The organism is Massilimicrobiota sp. An80, from assembly GCF_002159255.1.
GTDB classification, from domain to species: domain Bacteria; phylum Bacillota_I; class Bacilli_A; order Erysipelotrichales; family Coprobacillaceae; genus Allocoprobacillus; species Allocoprobacillus merdigallinarum.
On sequence record NZ_NFHI01000003.1, the window covers coordinates 1 to 20083 of the forward strand.

At 31.3% G+C, this 20083-nt stretch carries 14 protein-coding genes; 1 reads left to right on the forward strand and 13 read right to left on the reverse strand.

The window, feature by feature from the left end; translation table 11 throughout:
- Window positions 1-122: 122 nt before the first annotated feature.
- The 4 genes from B5G32_RS01440 to B5G32_RS01455 all read right to left on the reverse strand — a co-directional run bounded on the left by B5G32_RS01440 (window position 123) and on the right by B5G32_RS01455 (window position 6541).
- Window positions 123-1592, reverse strand: coding sequence for a glycoside hydrolase family 1 protein (locus B5G32_RS01440; RefSeq protein ID WP_087244332.1), 1470 nt, complete (start codon window positions 1590-1592; stop codon window positions 123-125).
- Window positions 1593-1689: 97 nt separating this feature from the next.
- A complete protein-coding gene (adhE, locus tag B5G32_RS01445; protein WP_087935606.1) occupies window positions 1690-4365 on the reverse strand; it encodes a bifunctional acetaldehyde-CoA/alcohol dehydrogenase in 2676 nt (891 codons plus the stop codon).
- A gap of 231 nt (window positions 4366-4596) precedes the next feature.
- On the reverse strand, window positions 4597-5340 hold the full coding sequence (gene tpiA, locus B5G32_RS01450) for a triose-phosphate isomerase (RefSeq protein ID WP_087935607.1): 744 nt from the start codon (window positions 5338-5340) through the stop codon (window positions 4597-4599).
- Window positions 5341-5356: 16 nt separating this feature from the next.
- On the reverse strand, window positions 5357-6541 hold the full coding sequence (locus B5G32_RS01455; RefSeq protein WP_087935608.1) for a phosphoglycerate kinase: 1185 nt from the start codon (window positions 6539-6541) through the stop codon (window positions 5357-5359).
- 230 nt (window positions 6542-6771) lie between these two features.
- Here B5G32_RS01455 and B5G32_RS01460 point away from each other — a divergent pair, with 230 nt between their 5' ends.
- A complete protein-coding gene (locus B5G32_RS01460; RefSeq protein WP_158093943.1) occupies window positions 6772-7065 on the forward strand; it encodes a rhodanese-like domain-containing protein in 294 nt (97 codons plus the stop codon).
- Window positions 7066-7129: 64 nt separating this feature from the next.
- On the opposite strand, the gene eno is transcribed toward B5G32_RS01460, so the two are convergent.
- The 9 genes from eno to B5G32_RS01505 form a co-directional block, all read right to left on the reverse strand.
- Complete coding sequence (gene eno / locus B5G32_RS01465; protein WP_087935609.1) at window positions 7130-8422, reverse strand: phosphopyruvate hydratase; 1293 nt, start codon at window positions 8420-8422, stop codon at window positions 7130-7132.
- A 189-nt stretch (window positions 8423-8611) separates the two neighbouring features.
- Window positions 8612-10201, reverse strand: coding sequence for a phosphoenolpyruvate carboxykinase (ATP) (gene pckA, locus B5G32_RS01470; RefSeq protein WP_087244925.1), 1590 nt, complete (start codon window positions 10199-10201; stop codon window positions 8612-8614).
- A 110-nt stretch (window positions 10202-10311) separates the two neighbouring features.
- Window positions 10312-11205, reverse strand: a complete 894-nt coding sequence (locus B5G32_RS01475) for a DUF7916 family protein (RefSeq protein ID WP_087244926.1) — start codon at window positions 11203-11205, stop codon at window positions 10312-10314.
- Window positions 11206-11261: 56 nt separating this feature from the next.
- On the reverse strand, window positions 11262-13076 hold the full coding sequence (locus B5G32_RS01480) for an ATP-binding cassette domain-containing protein (protein ID WP_087935610.1): 1815 nt from the start codon (window positions 13074-13076) through the stop codon (window positions 11262-11264).
- A complete protein-coding gene (locus B5G32_RS01485) occupies window positions 13073-15067 on the reverse strand; it encodes an ATP-binding cassette domain-containing protein (protein ID WP_087935611.1) in 1995 nt (664 codons plus the stop codon). Before B5G32_RS01485 ends, B5G32_RS01480 begins: the two co-directional genes overlap by 4 nt.
- A gap of 84 nt (window positions 15068-15151) precedes the next feature.
- Window positions 15152-15562, reverse strand: coding sequence for a hypothetical protein (locus B5G32_RS01490; protein ID WP_087935612.1), 411 nt, complete (start codon window positions 15560-15562; stop codon window positions 15152-15154).
- Between the two features lie 173 nt (window positions 15563-15735).
- The gene (locus B5G32_RS01495) at window positions 15736-16944 is read right to left on the reverse strand and encodes a sensor histidine kinase (protein WP_087935613.1); all 1209 of its coding nucleotides are present in this window, start codon (window positions 16942-16944) and stop codon (window positions 15736-15738) included.
- A complete protein-coding gene (locus B5G32_RS01500; RefSeq protein WP_087244930.1) occupies window positions 16932-17627 on the reverse strand; it encodes a LytR/AlgR family response regulator transcription factor in 696 nt (231 codons plus the stop codon). Before B5G32_RS01500 ends, B5G32_RS01495 begins: the two co-directional genes overlap by 13 nt.
- A 64-nt stretch (window positions 17628-17691) precedes the next feature.
- Window positions 17692-20013 (reverse strand): HAD-IC family P-type ATPase, encoded by a 2322-nt coding sequence (locus B5G32_RS01505; protein WP_087935649.1) that lies wholly within the window; start codon window positions 20011-20013, stop codon window positions 17692-17694.
- Window positions 20014-20083: the final 70 nt, after the last annotated feature.

Below are 20083 nucleotides of genomic sequence, written 5' to 3' on the forward strand. Positions count from 1 at the left end.
TAGAAGATTCCATAATCTAATTATACCAAAAACGACAATGATAATCATTAAAGATAATCATTGTCGTTTTCTTTTTTAGGTGGCCTTACGAATATTTATTTCGTTACAGCCCCTTTTTTTACTTAATCTAAATCTTCTCCATTAGATGCAATAACTTTTTTATACCAATAAAATGAGTCTTTACGACTTCTAGAGAAATCTCCTGTTCCATCATCATGTCTATCCACATAAACAAATCCATAACGTTTTGCATATTGTCCTGTTCCTGCTGAAACCAAGTCAATTGGTCCCCAAGTTGTATAACCAATTAATGGAACACCATCTTCAATAGCTTCTTTCATAGCAGCAATATGTGGTCTTAAGTAGGCAATACGATAATCATCATGAATAGAACCATCTTCTTCAACCTTATCAAATGCTCCAAGTCCATTTTCAACAATCATTAATGGTGTATGTGGGTAACGGCCATTCAATAATTTTAATGTATAACGTAAACCATCTGGATCAATTTGCCATCCCCAGTCACTTGCTTCTAAATAAGGATTTTTAGCACCAACTGTCATATTACCTTTAGCCATTTCTACATCCTTATTTACAGTGATACAGTTAGATTGATAATATGAGAATGTATAGAAGTCAACTGTTCCTTCTTTTAAAATTTTCTTATCTTCTTCAGTAATATAAGAAGTATCAATACCGTTTTCTTTAAAATAGCGCCACATATATGATGGATATTCACCTCGAACCTGAACATCACCACAGAAATTGTTCTTGAAATCATCTTCATCATATGCAGCTAAAATATCTTTAGGATTTGGTGTCAATGGATAAACTGTTGTATGAGCAATCATGTTTCCTATCATAAAATCAGGGTTAATTTCATGTCCTGCTTTCACAGTTAATGCACTGGCAACAAATTCATTATGTAATGCTTCAAACATTTTTTGTGGATCACTCTTTAATTCATCCAATGGAATACGATGATCTGAATTGACATCTTCAGGATCCATCATTCCTAAACCATAAAGATTTCCAATTCCTCCTTCACCCATACATGCAATATTGATTTCATTAAAAGTTAACCAATATTTCACTTTATCCTTATATCGTTTAAAGCATGTTGTTGCATACTTTACAAATAAATCAATCACTCTTCGATCAGTAAACCCATTATATTTTGTGACAATATTCCATGGAATTTCATAGTGACATAAAGTAATCAAAGGTTCCATTCCATGTTTATGACATTCATCAATCACATCATCATAAAACTTCAAACCTGCTTCATTTGGTTCTTCATCATCACCATTAGGGAAAATACGTCCCCAGTTAATTGAAAATCTAAAAACATTCCATCCCATTTCAGCAAACATAGCAATATCTTCTTTATAATGGTGATAGAAATCTACAGCTTCATGACTTGGATAAAAGGCTGTAGGATCTGTTTTTGGTAAAAATGTTCTTGGTGTATTCACATCTCCACCTAATAACATATCAGGCACACATAAACCTTTTCCATCTTCTAGATAAGCACCTTCACATTGGTTGGCAGCAACTGCTCCACCCCATAAAAATCCTTTAGGAAAACCCATTTCTTATTACCTCCATTCCCTTATAACTTTATTATACAATATTTTTTTCTATTTGTAAGAAAAAAGAGCATAGCCATAAGGTTATGCTCGATTTATATTATTTTGCATCTTTAGGTGCAAATTTTGATTCATAATCGTAAATAGTACGTAAGATTTCTTCCATATCTTTTACGATTGGCATTCTTGGGTTAGCTGGAGTACATTGATCTTCATATGCGTTCATAGCAATTCTATGAACTGATTCTTCCCAAGCATCTTTATCAATACCTTGAGATTTAACGTTATATGCTCCACCAACGCTTACCCATAATTTTTCAACTGCTTCAGCGAACATTTCTACACCTTCAGCAGGAGTTTTTGGTTTTAATCCAATTAATTGAGCTAATTCCATGTATTTAACATCTGCTTTATAGTTTTCAATTTTTGGCCAGATATTTAATTTAGTTGGAACAGTACCATTGTATCTAATAACATGTGGTAATAAGATACCATTTGTACGTCCATGAGGAATATGCCATTCTCCACCAATCTTATGAGCCATAGAGTGGTTCATACCTAAGAATGCATTAGCGAATGCCATACCTGCGATTGTTGCAGCATTATGCATTTTTTCTCTAGCTAATGGAGTTCCTTTCTTCACTGATTCTTCTAAGTAATCAAATACCATCTTAACAGCTTGTTTAGCCCATCCATCAGTAAAGTCAGAAGCTAAAATTGATACATATGCTTCAATTGCATGTGTTAATACGTCAATACCTGTATCAGCAGCAATTGCTGGTGGTAAGCTCATAACGAATTCTGGATCTACGATAGCTATAGTTGGAGTTAATGCGTAGTCAGTTAATGGATATTTCTTATTAGCTTTCTTATCAGTAATAACTGCGAATGGTGTAACTTCTGAACCTGTTCCTGAAGTTGTTGGGATACAGATTAATCTTGCTTTCTTACCTAATTCAGGGAATTTGAATGCACGTTTTCTGATATCCATGAATTTTTGTTTGATATCATCAAAGTTAACTTCTGGATGTTCATACATTAACCACATAACTTTTGCAGCATCCATTGATGATCCACCACCTAATGCAATGATAACATCAGGTTGGAATTTTCTCATTAATTCAACACCTTCGTTAACTGTATCAATACTTGGATCTGGTTCTACATCGAAGTATAATTCTAAGTCAACTTTATTACGTCTTCTTCTGATAACGTCTTCAATCTTTTCAACATATCCAAGATTGTACATACCTCTATCAGTAATAATCATGGCTTTTTCCATGTATTTCATATCTCTTAAATATCTAATTGAATTTCTTTCAAAGTAGATTTTTGGAGGAAGTTTAACCCATTGCATATTGTTGTTACGTCTCCCTATTCTCTTAATATTTAATAAATTTACAGCACTAACGTTATTAGATACTGAGTTGTGACCATAAGATCCACATCCTAATGTTAATGATGGAATGAAGGCATTGTAAACTGAACCAATTCCACCGAATGTAGATGGAGCATTTTCGATAACACGAATTGCTTTACATTTTAAACCAAATTCTACTGAAATATCATGATTTTGTGTATGAATAGCAGCAGAGTGTCCTAAACCGTTGAATGCTACCATAGCAGCAGATTTAGCAATACCATCTTCAGTTGAAGTTGCTTTTAATACAGCTAATACTGGAGATAATTTTTCTCTTGTTAATGGTTCATTTGGACCAACTTCTTTACATTCAGCAAGTAAGATTTGAGTATCTTCTGGTACTTTAAATCCAGCTTGTTCAGCGATCCAAGTTGCTGCTTTACCAACAACTGCAGCATTAACAGTTCCAACTTCGTTAACTTTATCACTGTATGCTTCAGCACCAAACATATATTTTTCAAGTTTAGCTTTTTCTTCAGCATTTACCCAATATACTTTAAAACGAGAAATTTCTTCTTTAAATTCATTATAAATTTCTTGGTCAACGATTGCAGCTTGTTCAGAAGCACAAATCATACCATTATCAAATGATTTTGATAATACGATATCATTAACTGCTCTTTTTAAGATACAAGATTTTTCAACATATGCAGGTACGTTACCAGCACCAACACCTAAAGCAGGTTTACCACAAGAGTAAGCAGCTTTAACCATTGCGTTACCACCAGTTGCTAAGATCGTTGCAACACCTGGATGGTTCATTAATGCGCTAGTTGCATACATTGATCCACGTACACCAATCCATTGAATACAATCTTCTGGAGCTCCAGCAGCAATTGCAGCATCTCTCACTACTTTTGCAGCTTGAACTGAACATTCATATGCAGATGGATGGAATGAGAAGATGATTGGGTTTCTTGTCTTTAATGAAATTAATGATTTGAAGATAACTGTTGAAGTTGGGTTTGTTGTTGGAACAATACCACAGATAACACCAACTGGTTCAGCAATTTCAGTAATTCCAGTTAAAGGATCTTCGTTGATAATTCCTACAGTTTTCAAGTGACGAAGATTACTTGTTACATATTCGCAGGCGAATAAGTTTTTAACAGCTTTATCTTCAAAGACACCTCTTCCAGTTTCTTTGACAGCTGCTTCTGCTAAAACACCATGTTGATCTAATCCAGCAACAGAGCATTTTGCAACGATGTAATCTACAGCATCTTGATCAAAAGATTCAAATTTGTCTAATGCAACTAATGCTTTTTGTACTAACTCATCAATATGAGCATCAACTTGTTCATTAGTCCATTCAGCCTTTGGGGCTTCTTTTTTTACAGCTTTTTTTTCTGCCATAACATTTCCTCCGACATCATAAAATTATTTACACGTCTAATATACTATATTCCTTGTGAAAAAACAAGCAAGAGTATATATTTTTCATAATAAAAAAAGCGAAAAAACAATGTAAACCTTTTCAATTTATAAAACTATTTTTCCCAATAAAAATCAATATTTTCCATATCTTTTATTTTCATTTTCAAAAAAAGCCAACCCATATTTATAGGTTGACTTTTCAATGAACAATTAGTCTAATGCAGCAATCATAGCTTTATATGAATCTTCTTGTAAAGAAGCTCCACCTACTAATGCTCCATCAATATCAGGTTGTTCTAATAAAGCTTTTAAACCTTCTGGTTTTACAGATCCACCATATTGGATTCTCACTTGATCAGCAACTTCCTGACCATATAATTCAGCAACAACGCTTCTAATATATGCACAAACATCTTGAGCAATTTCATTAGTTGCAGTTTTTCCAGTACCAATAGCCCATACTGGTTCATAAGCAATAACAACACGACTTGCACAGTTTGGACATACATCTTTAAATGCAGCTACTGTTTGAGTTTTCACAACATCTTTAGTTGTTCCTGCTTCATATTCTTCTAATGTTTCACCAACACATACAATTGGAGTTAAATCATTTGATAAAACTTGACGCATTTTTGCATTCACTGTTTCATCAGTTTCACCAAAATATTGTCTTCTTTCAGAGTGACCTAAAATAACCCATTCTACTCCAATTTCTTTTAACATGCTTACACTCACTTCTCCAGTATAAGCACCACTATCTTTAAAATGACAGTTTTGAGCAGCAACAATTAAGTTTTGAGCTGCACCTTTAGCAGTCTGTAAAGCTAAATATGGAGTTGCAATTCCCCAATCAGCTTTATCAGTGCATGCTCCATCAACTGCTTCAACAAAAGCTTTTGTTTGGGCAATTGTTTTATTCATTTTCCAGTTTCCTACGATAATTGGTTTTCTCATTGTCATAATCCCCTTATTATTTATCATCAATTGCAGCAATACCAGGTAATACTTTACCTTCCATATATTCTAATGAAGCTCCTCCACCAGTTGAGATATGAGAAACTTTATCAGCATATCCAAGTTGCATAACAGCAGCAGCACTATCTCCACCACCGATAATTGTATTAGCATCTGGTAAGTTTGCTAAAGCTTCGCATACTGCGATAGTTCCTTTAGCAAATGGTTCCATTTCAAATACACCCATTGGACCATTCCATACAACAGTTTTAGCTCCTTCTAAAGCAGCTTTGATATTTTCAACTGATTTAGGTCCAATATCTAATCCCATGTATCCTTCTGGAATATCTTCACCGCATACTTTAATATCACCTTCAGCAGCAAATGCATTATTGATTACTGAATCAACAGGTAAGATTAATTTATCTCCACCTTTTTCAATAATTTCTTTAGCAACATCAATACGATCATCTTCAACTAAAGAATTACCAATTTCATGTCCCATAGCTTTCATGAAAGTATAAGTCATACCTCCACCAACGATAACTTTATCAGCAATCTTTAATAAGTTTTCAATAACTAAAATCTTATCAGAAACTTTAGCTCCACCTAAAATAGCAACCATTGGTCTTTCAGGATCACTTACAGCTTTTCCAATATAAGCAATTTCTTTTTCAACTAAGAATCCAGCAGCAGATGGTAAATGAGCAGGAATTCCAGCAGTAGAAGCATGTGCTCTATGTACTGAACCGAATGCATCTTCAACGAATACATCTCCAAGTGATGCCCAATATTGACCTAATTCAGGATCATTTTTGCTTTCACCTTTTTCATAACGTGTATTTTGTACTAAGATGACTTGAGCATTATCAGCTTCTTTAACAGCATTTTCAAGTTCAGGTCCTCTTGTACAGTTTACAAATTTCACATCTACTCCTAATAATTCAGATAATCTAGGAGCTACAACAGATAAATCATTTTTAGCTTTATCTTCTTCAGTTTTTACTTTACCTAAATGTGAGAACAATACGATAGCTTTTGGTTTTTGTTCTAACAAATATTTTAAAGTAGGTAATGCGGCAACAATTCTGTTGTCATTTGTAATTTCTCCTGTTTCTTTGTTTCTAGGTACGTTGAAGTCAACACGAACTAAGACAGTTTTTCCAGTGACTTCAATATCTTTAATTGTTTTTTTGTCCATTTTTCTCAACCCTCCATGTGCAAATTATAACATTCTTACAACTGATTTTCAATTGCTTTTATAGTTGTTAAAGCAATAAGAATTGTCATTTTTTGTAAAAATAGAAAAAGCTGTTTTTATATTTTATGTGAACTCAAAATAATCTCCGTATAATCGTCATTTATTGACTCATTCTATAAAAACACTTTCACCAACACATGATATTGACATATATTAATAGTGGTGATTTTATGTATGATGATATCCTTCAACATATCTATAATCCACAAACTCTCATTATTGATTTACGTGATGAATTTTCTTTTCGTCAACTTCATTTAAAAAATGCTATCAATATTCCTGGGGATGATTTAAAAAGTCAAATTCCTTATTTACCTCATGATAAACTTCTATATTTTATCTGTGATACTGGAAAAACTGCTAAAAAGATGGCAGAACAATGCCAACAATTAGGTTTTCAATGTCAATATTTTCCACATAGCTTTCAATCCTTACTGATTTTAAAAAATGAACAATATTTTTAATAAAAAAGGAAAGACTTATGATTGATACTCAAGTCTTTCCATTTTATCTATGACCAATAAAATATTATTGATTATTTAATTGATAAAAAGCTTCTGTTGATGCATAACAAGATTGATCTTTTAACTCATCTTCAATTCTCATCAACTGGTTGTATTTTGCAATACGGTCTGTACGAGAAGCAGATCCAGTTTTAATTTGACCAGCATTTGTCGCTACTGCAATATCAGCAATTGTTGTATCTTCTGTTTCTCCAGAACGATGTGAAACAACAGCTGTATAGTTTGCTTTTTGAGCCATTTCAATAGCTTCTAATGTTTCAGTTAAAGTTCCAATCTGATTCACTTTAATCAAAATAGAGTTAGCAACACCTTTTTCAATACCTTGTTGTAAACGTTTTGTATTTGTCACAAAGAAGTCATCACCAACCAATTGAACACGATCACCTAATTTTTCAGTTAAGTAACCCCATCCTTCCCAATCATCTTGATCTAATCCATCTTCAATAGAAATAATTGGATATTTATCACAAAGTTCAACATAGAAATCAACAAGTTCTTGAGACGTAAATGATTTGTTGTTTTCTCCTGGTAATGTATATTTTCCATCTTTGTAGAATTCACTGCTTGCAACATCCATAGCTAATTTCACATCAACACCAGGTTTATATCCAGCTGTTTCAATCGCTTCTAAGATTGTTTGAATTGCTTCTTCATTAGATGCTAAGTTAGGCGCAAAACCACCTTCATCACCAACGGCAGTGTTTAATCCTTTTCCTTTTAAAACTTTCTTTAATGCATGGAAAACTTCAGCTCCCATACGAATAGCTTCTTTAAACGAAGGTGCATTGACTGGCATAATCATAAATTCCTGGAAATCCACATTATTATCCGCATGTGCCCCACCATTAATAATATTCATCATTGGCGTAGGTAACACATGAGCATTCGCTCCTCCAATATAACGATATAAAGGAACATGTAATTCATGAGCAGCACATTTGGCAACAGCTAATGACACACCTAAAATCGCATTGGCTCCTAAACGACCTTTATTGGGTGTTCCATCTAAATCAATCATCATCTGATCAATTTTTCTTTGTGCAGTGACTTCTTCACCTACAACTGCTTTTGCAATTTCCTCATTAACATTTTGAACAGCATTTAAAACACCTAATCCTAAATATCTGTTGGCATCTTTGTCTCTTAATTCAACAGCTTCATGAACACCTGTTGAAGCACCACTTGGAACAATGGCTCTACCAAAAGCACCACTTTCGCTTTTCACTTCTACTTCTACTGTTGGATTCCCACGTGAATCCAAGACTTCTCTTGCATAGACACTGACGATTTGACTCATTTTACTTTCCTCCTAATAAGTTTCATTGTATGATCTATATCACATATAAGTTAGTTATAACTAACTATTAATAGAATAACACATTTTCTGATCTTGTGCAATCTTTATACTTTCAAAATCACTTATCACTCATAGTATTTACATATCTTCATTGTTCTATACAAGTTAAAAAAGACAACCCATTATTTTTTAAAACGTATTGTTAATCTTTCCTCCTGGTCCAGCATTGATAATCATTTCTGGGAAATTTGTATATTGTTTAAAGTTTTCCTGGAACATTTCAACAAGCTTTTGAGCTGTCATATCATAAGCATCTTTACTAACCCATGTTGTTCGAGGGTTTAATAATTCATGAGGAACTCCCGGACAAAAGAGTGGAATGTTTAAATTAAAGAATGGATCAACTTCATAGCTAACATAATCTAATTCTCCATTAATGGCCGCTTCAATCATTGCTCTAGTATATTTTAATGGAATTCGACGTCCTATACCATAAGAACCGCCAACCCATCCAGTATTAATCAAAAAGACATTAGATCCTGCTTTGGTCATGCGTTTTTGAAATTGTTTCGCATAAAGTAGTGGATCCATTGGTAAAAATGGTTCTCCAAAACATGTAGAGAATGTTGCCTGTGGTTCAGTAATACCGTTTTCCGTACCAGCCAGTTTACTTGTATAACCTGATACAAAGTGGTAAACAGCTGAATTTTGATCCAATTTAGAAATAGGTGGCAAAACACCAAAAGCATCAGCAGCTAAAAAGAATATTGTCTTAGGGATAGGTCCCATACCACTTGGTTCAATATTTTTAATAAATTCAAGTGGGTACCCCACACGTGTATTTTCTGTAATAGAATCATCATCAAAATCAATAATTCTTGTATCTTCAAATAAACAGACATTTTCTGCCATAGCCCCAAATCTAACAGCATCCCAAATATCTGGCTCATTTTTTTGTGAAAGATTGATACATTTTGCATAACATCCACCTTCAAAATTAAAAACAGAAGTTCGTGACCAACCATGTTCATCATCACCTATCAATTGACGATGAGGATCTGTTGATAACGTTGTTTTCCCTGTTCCTGACAATCCAAAAAATAATGCCGTATTTCCATCTTCCCCAATATTAGCTGAACAATGCATTGTAAAAACATTGCGTTGAGGTAACATATAATTCATGACACAGAAAATACTCTTTTTGATTTCTCCAGAATATCCAGTTCCTGCAATCAAAACAATCTGTTTTTCATAATCAATCATAACAGCCACATCACTATTTAAACCGACTGATGCATCAACATGACAATCAGGAGCAACCAATACTAAATAATCCTCTTGAAAATGTTGTAATTCACGTGGTGTTGGTTTAATTAATAAATTAGAAATAAAAAGATTTTGACTTGCTTTTTCATTAATAATTCTAAAACCATAAGAATACTTTGGATTTGCGCCAGCATAACCATCAAAAATATATAAATCCTTATCTTGAAAATGTTGAATAATTGCCTGATAAACTTTTTCAAACTGTTCTCTAGATGCAGGTTGATTCACTTTTCCCCAAGCAATTTTATCATGAACAGCTGGCGTATCTACAACATATTTATCATGAGGTGAACGTCCCGTTCTTTGACCTGTTTCCACACATAAACATCCAGCTCGACTTAAACGTCCTTCTTTTTTAATTAAAGCTTTTTCAATCAATGATCCCGCTGGAATATTTCTAAAAACATTTCCTGTCGTACTAATCCCATATTTTTTAATTCCATAATCATCCATACAAACACTCCTTTCTTTTTTAAGACTTCTTTCTTTTATTTTATAAAAAATAATTTCTCACCACAAGAAAACTCGTTTTTTCAAATAAAAAAATAGGACTCTTTCGAATCCTATCTATTCACTGAAGATGCAATTTTATGATATGTCCAACGTTTACCTCTAATCGCAATTGATAATGCCATAATATTTTCAGGTAAAGCAATACCACACCAACCAGCATCACCAATATGTTGGATATCAATACCACAACGTTTATTGACTAATGCAATTTGTCGAATTGTTCCTTCATCACTACCTTCTTGAGAAGTTCCAATAGAACTTAATGATAAAGCTCCTTTAGATTTAATTAATTTACAAGCAGCAGTCACTTCTTCTTCTGATAAACCAGGCACTGTATAAACAGCAGGCATTAAGATAATATCAGCACCTGCATCAATAAATCTTTCAATGCTATCTAAATCAACTAATGCTTCATCAATTCCTGAAGAATGCATTTTACCTGCAATAATCATTCCACCAAAGTATTCTTTTGCAAGTTTAATGGCATTTTCAATAGATGCATTACTTACACCTGTTCCAGGATTTCCTGTTAAACAGATAAAATCAAATCCCAATTCTTTAGCTTTGATAAATGTTTCTTTTGTTGCATGACGACCACTAGAAATTTCTAATCTGTTTTCCATCATTTTGGCATTTTCATCAATTGGTTCAAGATTACACCCTACTGGTCTACCTACTAATTTCTTTAATAATTTCACAGGTTCATCTGTTTCAGGTAATCCATTGATATGAGGATTATTGCAATCAAAAACATTTAATAAAACCATATCACTTCCAAAAGAAACAGCTAATTCAGCATTTGTTAAATCACCAAGTAAAGGTGGACAAGCCACAACTGTTTCAGTCATAATTGTTCTTCCTTCACTGGCTAGAATAGATTGTTTCAATTCATCTTTGTTCATTGATAACATTTCACTTGTTGTACAATTTAATAATCTTTTCATTTCCCGTATCCTCCTGACACATATTATATCGCTTTATCAAAACGCTTTCAATACATTTAATTTCTAAAGATTTTTTCAGGATTCAGATTCTTAACCATAACACAAGATAATAAAATAGAACATAAAAGCGATAAGCCATAAATAAAACATAAAATAGCTATCATTTCTAAAGACTGTATTTGAATAATCCAAGATAATATCAACACACATATGAAAGATAAAAACATTTTCAATACTTGATCCATATTTAAAATAAAAATAAATTCATCAAACATCACACCATTAGCTTTTAGAATAGTAAGTTCTTTTTCACGTCTTTTTAATGACCAATAACACATATAAACAAAAATCAAAGCAAACAATATCATTGTTATATACTTTTCCATTGTATACATACGTATTGTTTCATTTTTTGTATTGATTAATAAAATGTTGTCTTGAAATTGATCATTAATATAAATATTTTCGTATTTTTTCACAATATAATCTTCTAATTCGTTTAATGCATCAATATTGTCACAAAAGATTACATATGCACTTTTTACCGGTTCAACACCAGCACGTAAAGCCATAGCCTGCATATCACTATAATCCATCAACATATAATCCAACGAACTTTCATACGCTACATTCATTCCTATCGCCATAATTCCACTGACGGGAACTTCCTGATTCACTGTAACCTCACTATCAAAAATAAAGTGTGAGAAATGATATTCGTTATTGTCATTAATAAATTGATATAGACTATGATAAGAAGGATAGAGGTGTCTGTTGTCTTGAATTGTCTGAAACAATTTTCCTTCCAAATGATTTTCAGGATACAGTGGATATACTGGCACTGTCTGTTCACCTACTTGAACAGATAAATCAAAATATGGGTAAACTTTTTTAACTCCTGAAAATTCTTGAATATTCTCTATCAATTCTTGTGGTAGTGGAGAAGCATCTCGATAAACCCCTAATTTCTGTGATACATCCTGACTTTCAATCATCATTTGAAAATCAGATATACGACGCATCTTATCATCTACATCCATTAAGGCCTGATCAATAGATTTTTGAATCACTAACGTTCCTAAACTTCCTAGAGCTAAGACAATAACCATTAGTATATTCATCAATCTTTCATTGTGAAAACTTTGTTTTAAATAATATAAAAGAAACTTTATTCTAGGTTGCATTATTTTTTGAACGTGACTCATAGGTTGGTCTTCACATTCTTTTTTTAATACAATTCCCTGTTCGTTCATTTCATAGATACAATCTGCGTATTCTTCAACAAGATAGCTATGACTTGCTACAATAATCGTACAATTTTCTGTTTTCAATAAGTCTTTTAATAATTGAAAAATGTCTCTTTCATTTATTTCATCCAAAGCACTTGTTGGTTCATCCAAAATCAAAATTTCTGGTTCTTTCAGTAAAGCACAGGCAATCGCCAATCTTTGCTTTTCTCCTCCTGATAAAGTTTTCACTTTTTGATTAAAATGACAATCAAGATGTACCTTATCTAACAGTACTTTCATCGCATCTTCATCAAATGACTTCCCACTTAAATAACAATAATATTTTAAACATTCAGCTACGCTCATATTTTCTAGTAAACCATAATCCTGAAAAACATAGCCAATAGTATACCTTCTTAATTTTGCTTGTTGACGACTACTTAGAGTCATTATATCCTGATTTTGATATTTATAGTGATACTTTTGATCACGTGATATTAAACCTAATTTATATAATAAAGTTGACTTTCCACTACCACTTAATCCTTGAATAAATGTTAAATGATGTTCAGGAATCCATAAACTTTGTTTTTTCACCTTCTTTGATGTATAACGTGTGGACAGATGTGTTAATTGAATCATCTTTCAACCCTCCCCAATACAATCATTGGTATACCTACTTCTATACATAAACTAACTATCATACAAAATACAAAGAATGATGGACGAACAATAAATACTTCATTATACATCAAATCAAAAAACACATACGCAATGATAAACATAAAAATAATGGATAAAACAATACATATCAAACTTTCATACAAAAAATAAATACCTAACATTTTTCTTGAACGAGAAACTGTTAAACCACGTTTTGTAAAGAAATGAATAAAATCAACATAATCCTGTTTTTGATTATATTTCACCCCAAAAAACAACATGAAAACAACGAGCATAATTAATCCTGAAATCATAAAAATACTTTCATTTAATTGTTTGACAATCTGTACTTTTGTATAAGTTTCATCATACATAGATGTAACTTTAAAACCTAAAGCTTCAATATCTTCTTTAGCTTCATGAAAATCATAACCATCTTCTACTACAAATTGATAATAATTATAATAAAAAGGCACTGTACCTTCTGGTATTGTTTTGGATAGTTCTTTTTGGTATTGTTCCATAACACTCAAAGGATAAAAAATATCAGCATCTAACATACCATTCCCTGTCGACATCGTTAATGAATAAGACGTTTCTATAATCCCTTTGACTTTCATTTTGACTTTGACTGTCTTATAACAAATATCATCTATATCATTATCCATTGTACGATAAATAGGAACATTGATTGGAAATTCTATTTCTGTATCTTCGTTTACTTCTTGGCACATTCTTTCTAATTCTTCTTTATGAGCACCAAAATCTTCTATCAAATCTCCCGTTTTTAAAAAATATAAAAAATCAGGTGAGATATAGATACCTTCATCATTATCAATTTCTTTCACATCATTGATTTTATAATCATAATCTTCATTATAAGATGCGACTGAAAAAGCTCCAACATTGACTTCTATTTCTGCTTGATTTTCTAATTGACCATTTTGATATATCTTTAATGTTCTATCATTTTCCTCTATACCTAAATGACTCTCCCAGCTTTGATCTATAACAAATGGCCATGTTTTTATATGCGATAATTTTTGAACTCCTTTCATTTCCTCACCAATCGAAGGAGGTGCAATGCTATTTTGAGAATACTCATGATAAAATACACCCCCTTTATTCAAAGGTTCTAATTGATCTATATACTTTTGAATAACAGATTGACCATATAAAACAGAAAAACTACATAATCCAATAGACAAAGAAACGAAAAAAATCATGATCATTTTTAATAGTTTGCGATGTTCAAACATTTTATATAAATATTGCGTATAATGTTTTGAATTCGCTAAAACAGACTGATTTTTTTCAATTCTTTGAGGAACATTGATTATATTTTGCATTAATTGACAATTTTCAATCTGATAAATAACATCAGCTTCTTTTTTTATTAAAGCATCATGTGTAAAAATAATGACTGTATGTCCTTGATGAGCATATTCTTTGAGTAATTTCACAATCAATTGCGTATGATGTTTATCTAGAGATGACGTAGGTTCATCAAAAACAAGTATTTCAGGTTGATGAATCATAGCCAATAAAATACTAACCCTTATTTTTTCTCCACCAGATAACTGTTGAGGAAATAATGAATAAGTATGTTGAATTTCTAATTGTTTGGAAATCTCATCAATATCATATCCATGAAATAATGATTGACATAATTTAATATGATCTTTAATCTTTAAATCATTAATAAATACAGGTATCTGATTCACAATTCCCATATGAGATTGAATAAATTCCTGTTGTTGATTCTCATTTAAATGTGTTATATCTTTTCCATTATAATAATACTCATATGTTCCTGTTCTTTGAAAAGTTAATAATTCATGTAAAGTAGATTTCCCACTCCCACTTTTCCCAATCACAACAGTCAGTTCATTGTCTTTAGCACAAAAACAAGTATTATTGTATACTACATAGTCGTCATATTGTATACATATATTGTTTAGTTCTAACATAATATCACCTACTACATTCTAAATATCATATTTATTCAATATATTGAAAAAAGATGAATAAAATCCATCTTTTTTTAATTTAAGTTAATTAAAATTATAATTTACTGATGAAGTAGTATATACAATTTGAGGTGGAATAGTTGCAAATTGGGCTTTTACTTTCCAAGTTACAGAAATCAACAAACCACTAGAAGATTTGCTTACCACTGTTGCACTCACCCTTGTTGTCCCAATTGACTTACTTGTGGCAGTCAATTTATATGAATCTATTGTAAATTTTCCATTAACATATCTAAGAGTAGCTGTACATTTTGTATTTAGAGTCCCAATTTGTTTCCCAGATGCATTTTTCACAGGAATTGCTTTAGTTATTTCTTCCTCAAAAATCTGTGCTCTTGGTTCTACAACATTTTCTTCTGATAAAGCATAAGTACTTACACAAACACCTCCTAAAATTAACACTGCAGTCAAAATACTAGTTAATAATTTTTTCATAATAACCCTCCTCCAAATTATTTTAATGGTGTATCTTGACAATATTTAACAAATATTAGATCTGCCATAATTTTTGTTCTTTTTGTCCTCACCATCTTGACTTTATTATATAGTAAAAAAGAGATTTTATATATCCACTAAGGATAAAGTGTCAATTTTCAGGATAAATAGCTCTATTTTATAAACAATGCTATCTGTATAATAAATATTTTATCATTATGTTCTATATTGATTTGTCCATCATATTGTTTTACTATTCTTCGAATACTTTTCAATCCATACCCATGATATCTTCTATCTTTCTTTGTTTTCAGAGTTTGATCAAATGACTGATCTATATCATTTTCCACTTGAATATGTAATACTTGTTGTTCATAAATAATATTAACTTTTATCAGTCCATTTTCAGGACAATTTTCTATCGCATTATCTAATATATTAGATAGTAAATCATTTACAATATAATCTTGGATATGAAATTGTTGAGGAACATTAATCAAACATTCTACTTTTATGTGTTTCATATCAGCATCAATGATTTTATTATTGATAATAGTATCGATCAGCTGATTATTTGTTTTAACTAATACAGGTGTTGATGAAATCAGATTACTATGATTATTGATTAATTCTTTAATTTTTATGTAATCCTTTTGATTCAAATAGTAGTCAATTAATTGATAATCATGTTTCAAATCATGTTTTGTCATTTTTAATTGATCATATATATGAAGTAGTGCCTGTTCATTCTTTTGTTGTTGTTTTAATTTTTCATATTTTTCTTTTTTATTATTTAAATCAAACAGATAAAGCAAAAGTATAAAAACACCTAACAAACATAATAATAGTATTCCAAACATTTTGATTAATTCAGGCGTATCAAAATTTAAAGCAAGATACTCCTGTGTAAAGAGTAAAGTTATACAATATAAGCCAAATAAAACAACAATTAAAATATAATAATTCATTGGATGCAAAGAAAGACGCATAGCTTTTAGTTTTTTCAAAAAGAATAGCGCTAATATAAAATAAAAAAACTTAGCATAATAATCATTGAATTCCAATAAAAATAATTTATTAATAAACAACAACATGATATTCATTGTCAAACTATAAATACTTTCCAATATAACAACAAATACTATTTCACTTATTTTATTGTATGTAAATATACATGCTAAAATAATATTTAACACAATAAAAACATATGATAGAGGAATATCAAAAATATCTGTCAATCCATACACTGTCACAATGCCAACATTCATAATAACCATCGTGATTCTATAAAACCAGCTCATATTTTTCTTTATATCTAACAACTCTGTTATAAACCATGTCTGTAATAAAGAACTGATGACATTTAATCCTATCCATTCCATATGCGTTGACTCCTATAGTGCATATATCTTTGCATAAATGTTTTTTTACTCCCTCGAGTAAAAGGAATGCAGATTTGTTTGATGAGTTCAATATGTTGTTTTTGTATACTGACAACATAATCTAAATTAATAATGATATGATTATTAAATTTATAGAAGTTATGATGATTTAATTCTTGATATGTTTGTTTAAGTGTCTGATATGAAGTATATGTTTGTATGGGTGTATGTATGATAATCTGATTACGCAATGACTCTACATAAATAATGTCTTGCTGTTTGATATGGATATGGACACCTTTAATAATGAATGAAATCTCTTCTTGAATTCGTAAATGCATTTTTTGATATTTTTTAACAAAGTTTTGATAATCTTCATTAAAATGTGATTTTCTGATAAAGAAAAAAGTATTTTGTTGATAGCTTTCATAAACAAAATGATCAACACTAGAAATATAAACAATAATAGTATGTGGATAAAGTTTTGAAATATTCATACCATATTCAAAACTTTCTCCTTCCTTTAACATTACATCTAAAAACACACAATCATATTCTTTCGTGTAAATATCATTACAAAAAGAAATATATGTATCCATTTGTATATCTTGAAATGTCTGATTTAAATATGTTTTTAATTGTTTTGTAAACTCTGTATCATCATCAATAATCACAGCTTTCATATAACATCACCCATCCTCGTATTTTTATTTTAACATAAGTCATTATCAAAAAACTAGGCTAAGCCTAGTCTTGAGGATGTGTATCTAAATAATGGACAACTATTTTTGATAAACATGTTGACACAATCAAACCAAAAAGAAGTGTCATGATAAGATACTGAAGCAACAGTGAAGTCACTGGCGCAAGTTGCAATAAATCATATGTGATATAAGAAACAAGTACAAAAGCTACAATATCAACAATTAAAACGACTGTTCGATAAAGATTAATAGGACTATAAATACGATAAATCATATGAATGGATAAAATAGCTGTTGTATAGTAGAGAATTGTAAAAGCCTGATTTAAAGATAATGATAATGTCGGTGCTAATAGTTTTAAAGCAATGACACATAAAACAATCGCAATAGCATTTGGAAATGAATAGCGCATTGTATACCTACCAATAGATTCTTTTTGTTTAGAGATATTCTTTTCAAATAAAATCATAAATGATGGGAATCCCTCTACAAAGTTATCCAGTAATGTCATTTGAAAAGGAATAAATGGATAAGGCATATTTAAAAGAATACATGTGATAGATATCAAAATTGTATAGATTGTTTTTAAATAATACATCGAAGCAGAACGTGTCACATTATTAATATCCAGTCTTCCCTCTTTCACAACATCTACCATTGTTGATAGTTCACCATTGATGACAACAAATTGTGAAATTTGTTTAGCGGCATCTGATCCAGAACCCATAGCAATAGATACATCAGCATCTTTTAAAGCCAAAACATCATTCACGCCATCACCAGTCATCGCAACCTTTTGTTTATGTTTTTGTAAACATAAAATCATCTCATGTTTCTGTGATGGTGAGGCACGTCCTATCACATGATAATTTAAAATGGCATCTTCTAATTCTTGTGGCGTTGATAATGTAGAGGCATCAATATAATTTTGAGCATTTTCAATACCAGCCTGACTCGCTAAAGCACTAACAGTGACAGGATTATCCCCAGATATAACTTTCACATCAACATCGTTATCTTTAAAAAACTGTATTGTTTCTTTAGCATCTTCTCTTAATGGATCTAAAATAACAATCACTGCCAATGGAACACTATGCATCATATCTTCCTGAAAAGTATCAAAATCATGATGTCTAGCAATCAATAAAATTCTAGCACCTTGATGTTTAGCCTCTTCAATTTGGATTGGTAAAACAAAATCAGGCAAGATGATTTCAGGTGCTCCAACAATAATCGTTCCTATATTTTCTAATTCTAGTGCACTCCATTTTCTTGCTGAAGAAAAAGAGACTCTTCTTAATGTGGAATAAGGGGCTTCGCCTTGAAAATAATCCTGTAAAGTCAAAGACGTTGCATTATTATCAAGAGTTCCTTTCACAAATGAATTCATAATCAAAGAAAATTGATGACTCCATTGTGTATCAAAAGTATAAACATCTTGAACTTGCATTTTTCCCTGTGTTAATGTTCCTGTTTTATCCAAACATAACACATCGACATGGGATAATGTTTCGATACTGAACATTTCCTGAACTAACACTTTTCGTTTCCCCAGTCTTACAACACTTGTGGCTAAAGATACACTTGTTAATAAAACCAGACCAATAGGTAACATACCTAATAATGCTGTTGACGTATTGACAATGGTTGTATTCAAAGTTTCATTTCTGATACCCATAGCCTGATAAAGCAAGCAAATACTGATTGGTAATACAAGCATACTTGTAAAACGTGTGACTTTCTTAAAAGTTTTCACCAACTCTGATGTCACTGGCTTACGTTTACGTGCTTCACTAGCAATCTTTGTTGCATAGTTATCCATACCCACATGTTCAACACAAGCATGACATGCTCCAGAAATAATAAAACTTCCTGATAAAAGATGATCACCGATATCTTTTAAAACAGGATCAGCCTCACCAGTTAATAATGACTCATCAACTTCTACCTGCGTATCTAGCACAATGCAATCTGATGATATCTGCATTCCTGTTTCAAAGAAAACAACATCATTCAAAACAATCTCTTCATTATCTATTTCCTGAATACAGCCATCACGTAAAACTTTTGTCTTTGGTGAAATAATTAAATTTAAACGTGCCACCATATTACGTGAACGGATATCCTGATAAATATGAATCACTGTATTCATTGTGACAATCAATACAAAAAATAAACTTGACCATGCTTTAACATAAATCAAAGCACAGGCAATCACAAAATTATAAACATTAAAAAGTGTAAACACATGTTCACAAAAAATCTGTCTATTTGTCTTAACTAAAGGTTTTGGTGAAACATTCACATGTCCTAACTGAACTTGTTCTTTCACCTGCTGACTTGTTAAACCCTTCACTTCACTCATAATATCACCCATTTTTAATATATAACTATTTCTAATCTTATCATATTTATATGGAAAAGCCATGTATTTT

Excerpts from the sequence above, each read along its gene's own strand:
- pckA (WP_087244925.1), bottom strand. The coding sequence starts at position 10,201 with ATGGATGATTATGGAATTAAAAAATATGGGATTAGTACGACAGGAAAT.
- tpiA (WP_087935607.1), bottom strand. The coding sequence starts at position 5,340 with ATGAGAAAACCAATTATCGTAGGAAACTGGAAAATGAATAAAACAATT.
- B5G32_RS01495 (WP_087935613.1), bottom strand. The coding sequence starts at position 16,944 with ATGGAATGGATAGGATTAAATGTCATCAGTTCTTTATTACAGACATGG.
- eno (WP_087935609.1), bottom strand. The coding sequence starts at position 8,422 with ATGAGTCAAATCGTCAGTGTCTATGCAAGAGAAGTCTTGGATTCACGT.
- B5G32_RS01480 (WP_087935610.1), bottom strand. The coding sequence starts at position 13,076 with ATGATTCAATTAACACATCTGTCCACACGTTATACATCAAAGAAGGTG.
- B5G32_RS01475 (WP_087244926.1), bottom strand. The coding sequence starts at position 11,205 with ATGAAAAGATTATTAAATTGTACAACAAGTGAAATGTTATCAATGAAC.
- B5G32_RS01460 (WP_158093943.1), top strand. The coding sequence starts at position 6,772 with ATGTATGATGATATCCTTCAACATATCTATAATCCACAAACTCTCATT.
- B5G32_RS01505 (WP_087935649.1), bottom strand. The coding sequence starts at position 20,013 with ATGAGTGAAGTGAAGGGTTTAACAAGTCAGCAGGTGAAAGAACAAGTT.
- B5G32_RS01490 (WP_087935612.1), bottom strand. The coding sequence starts at position 15,562 with ATGAAAAAATTATTAACTAGTATTTTGACTGCAGTGTTAATTTTAGGA.
- B5G32_RS01455 (WP_087935608.1), bottom strand. The coding sequence starts at position 6,541 with ATGGACAAAAAAACAATTAAAGATATTGAAGTCACTGGAAAAACTGTC.
- B5G32_RS01440 (WP_087244332.1), bottom strand. The coding sequence starts at position 1,592 with ATGGGTTTTCCTAAAGGATTTTTATGGGGTGGAGCAGTTGCTGCCAAC.
- adhE (WP_087935606.1), bottom strand. The coding sequence starts at position 4,365 with ATGGCAGAAAAAAAAGCTGTAAAAAAAGAAGCCCCAAAGGCTGAATGG.
- B5G32_RS01485 (WP_087935611.1), bottom strand. The coding sequence starts at position 15,067 with ATGTTAGAACTAAACAATATATGTATACAATATGACGACTATGTAGTA.
- B5G32_RS01500 (WP_087244930.1), bottom strand. The coding sequence starts at position 17,627 with ATGAAAGCTGTGATTATTGATGATGATACAGAGTTTACAAAACAATTA.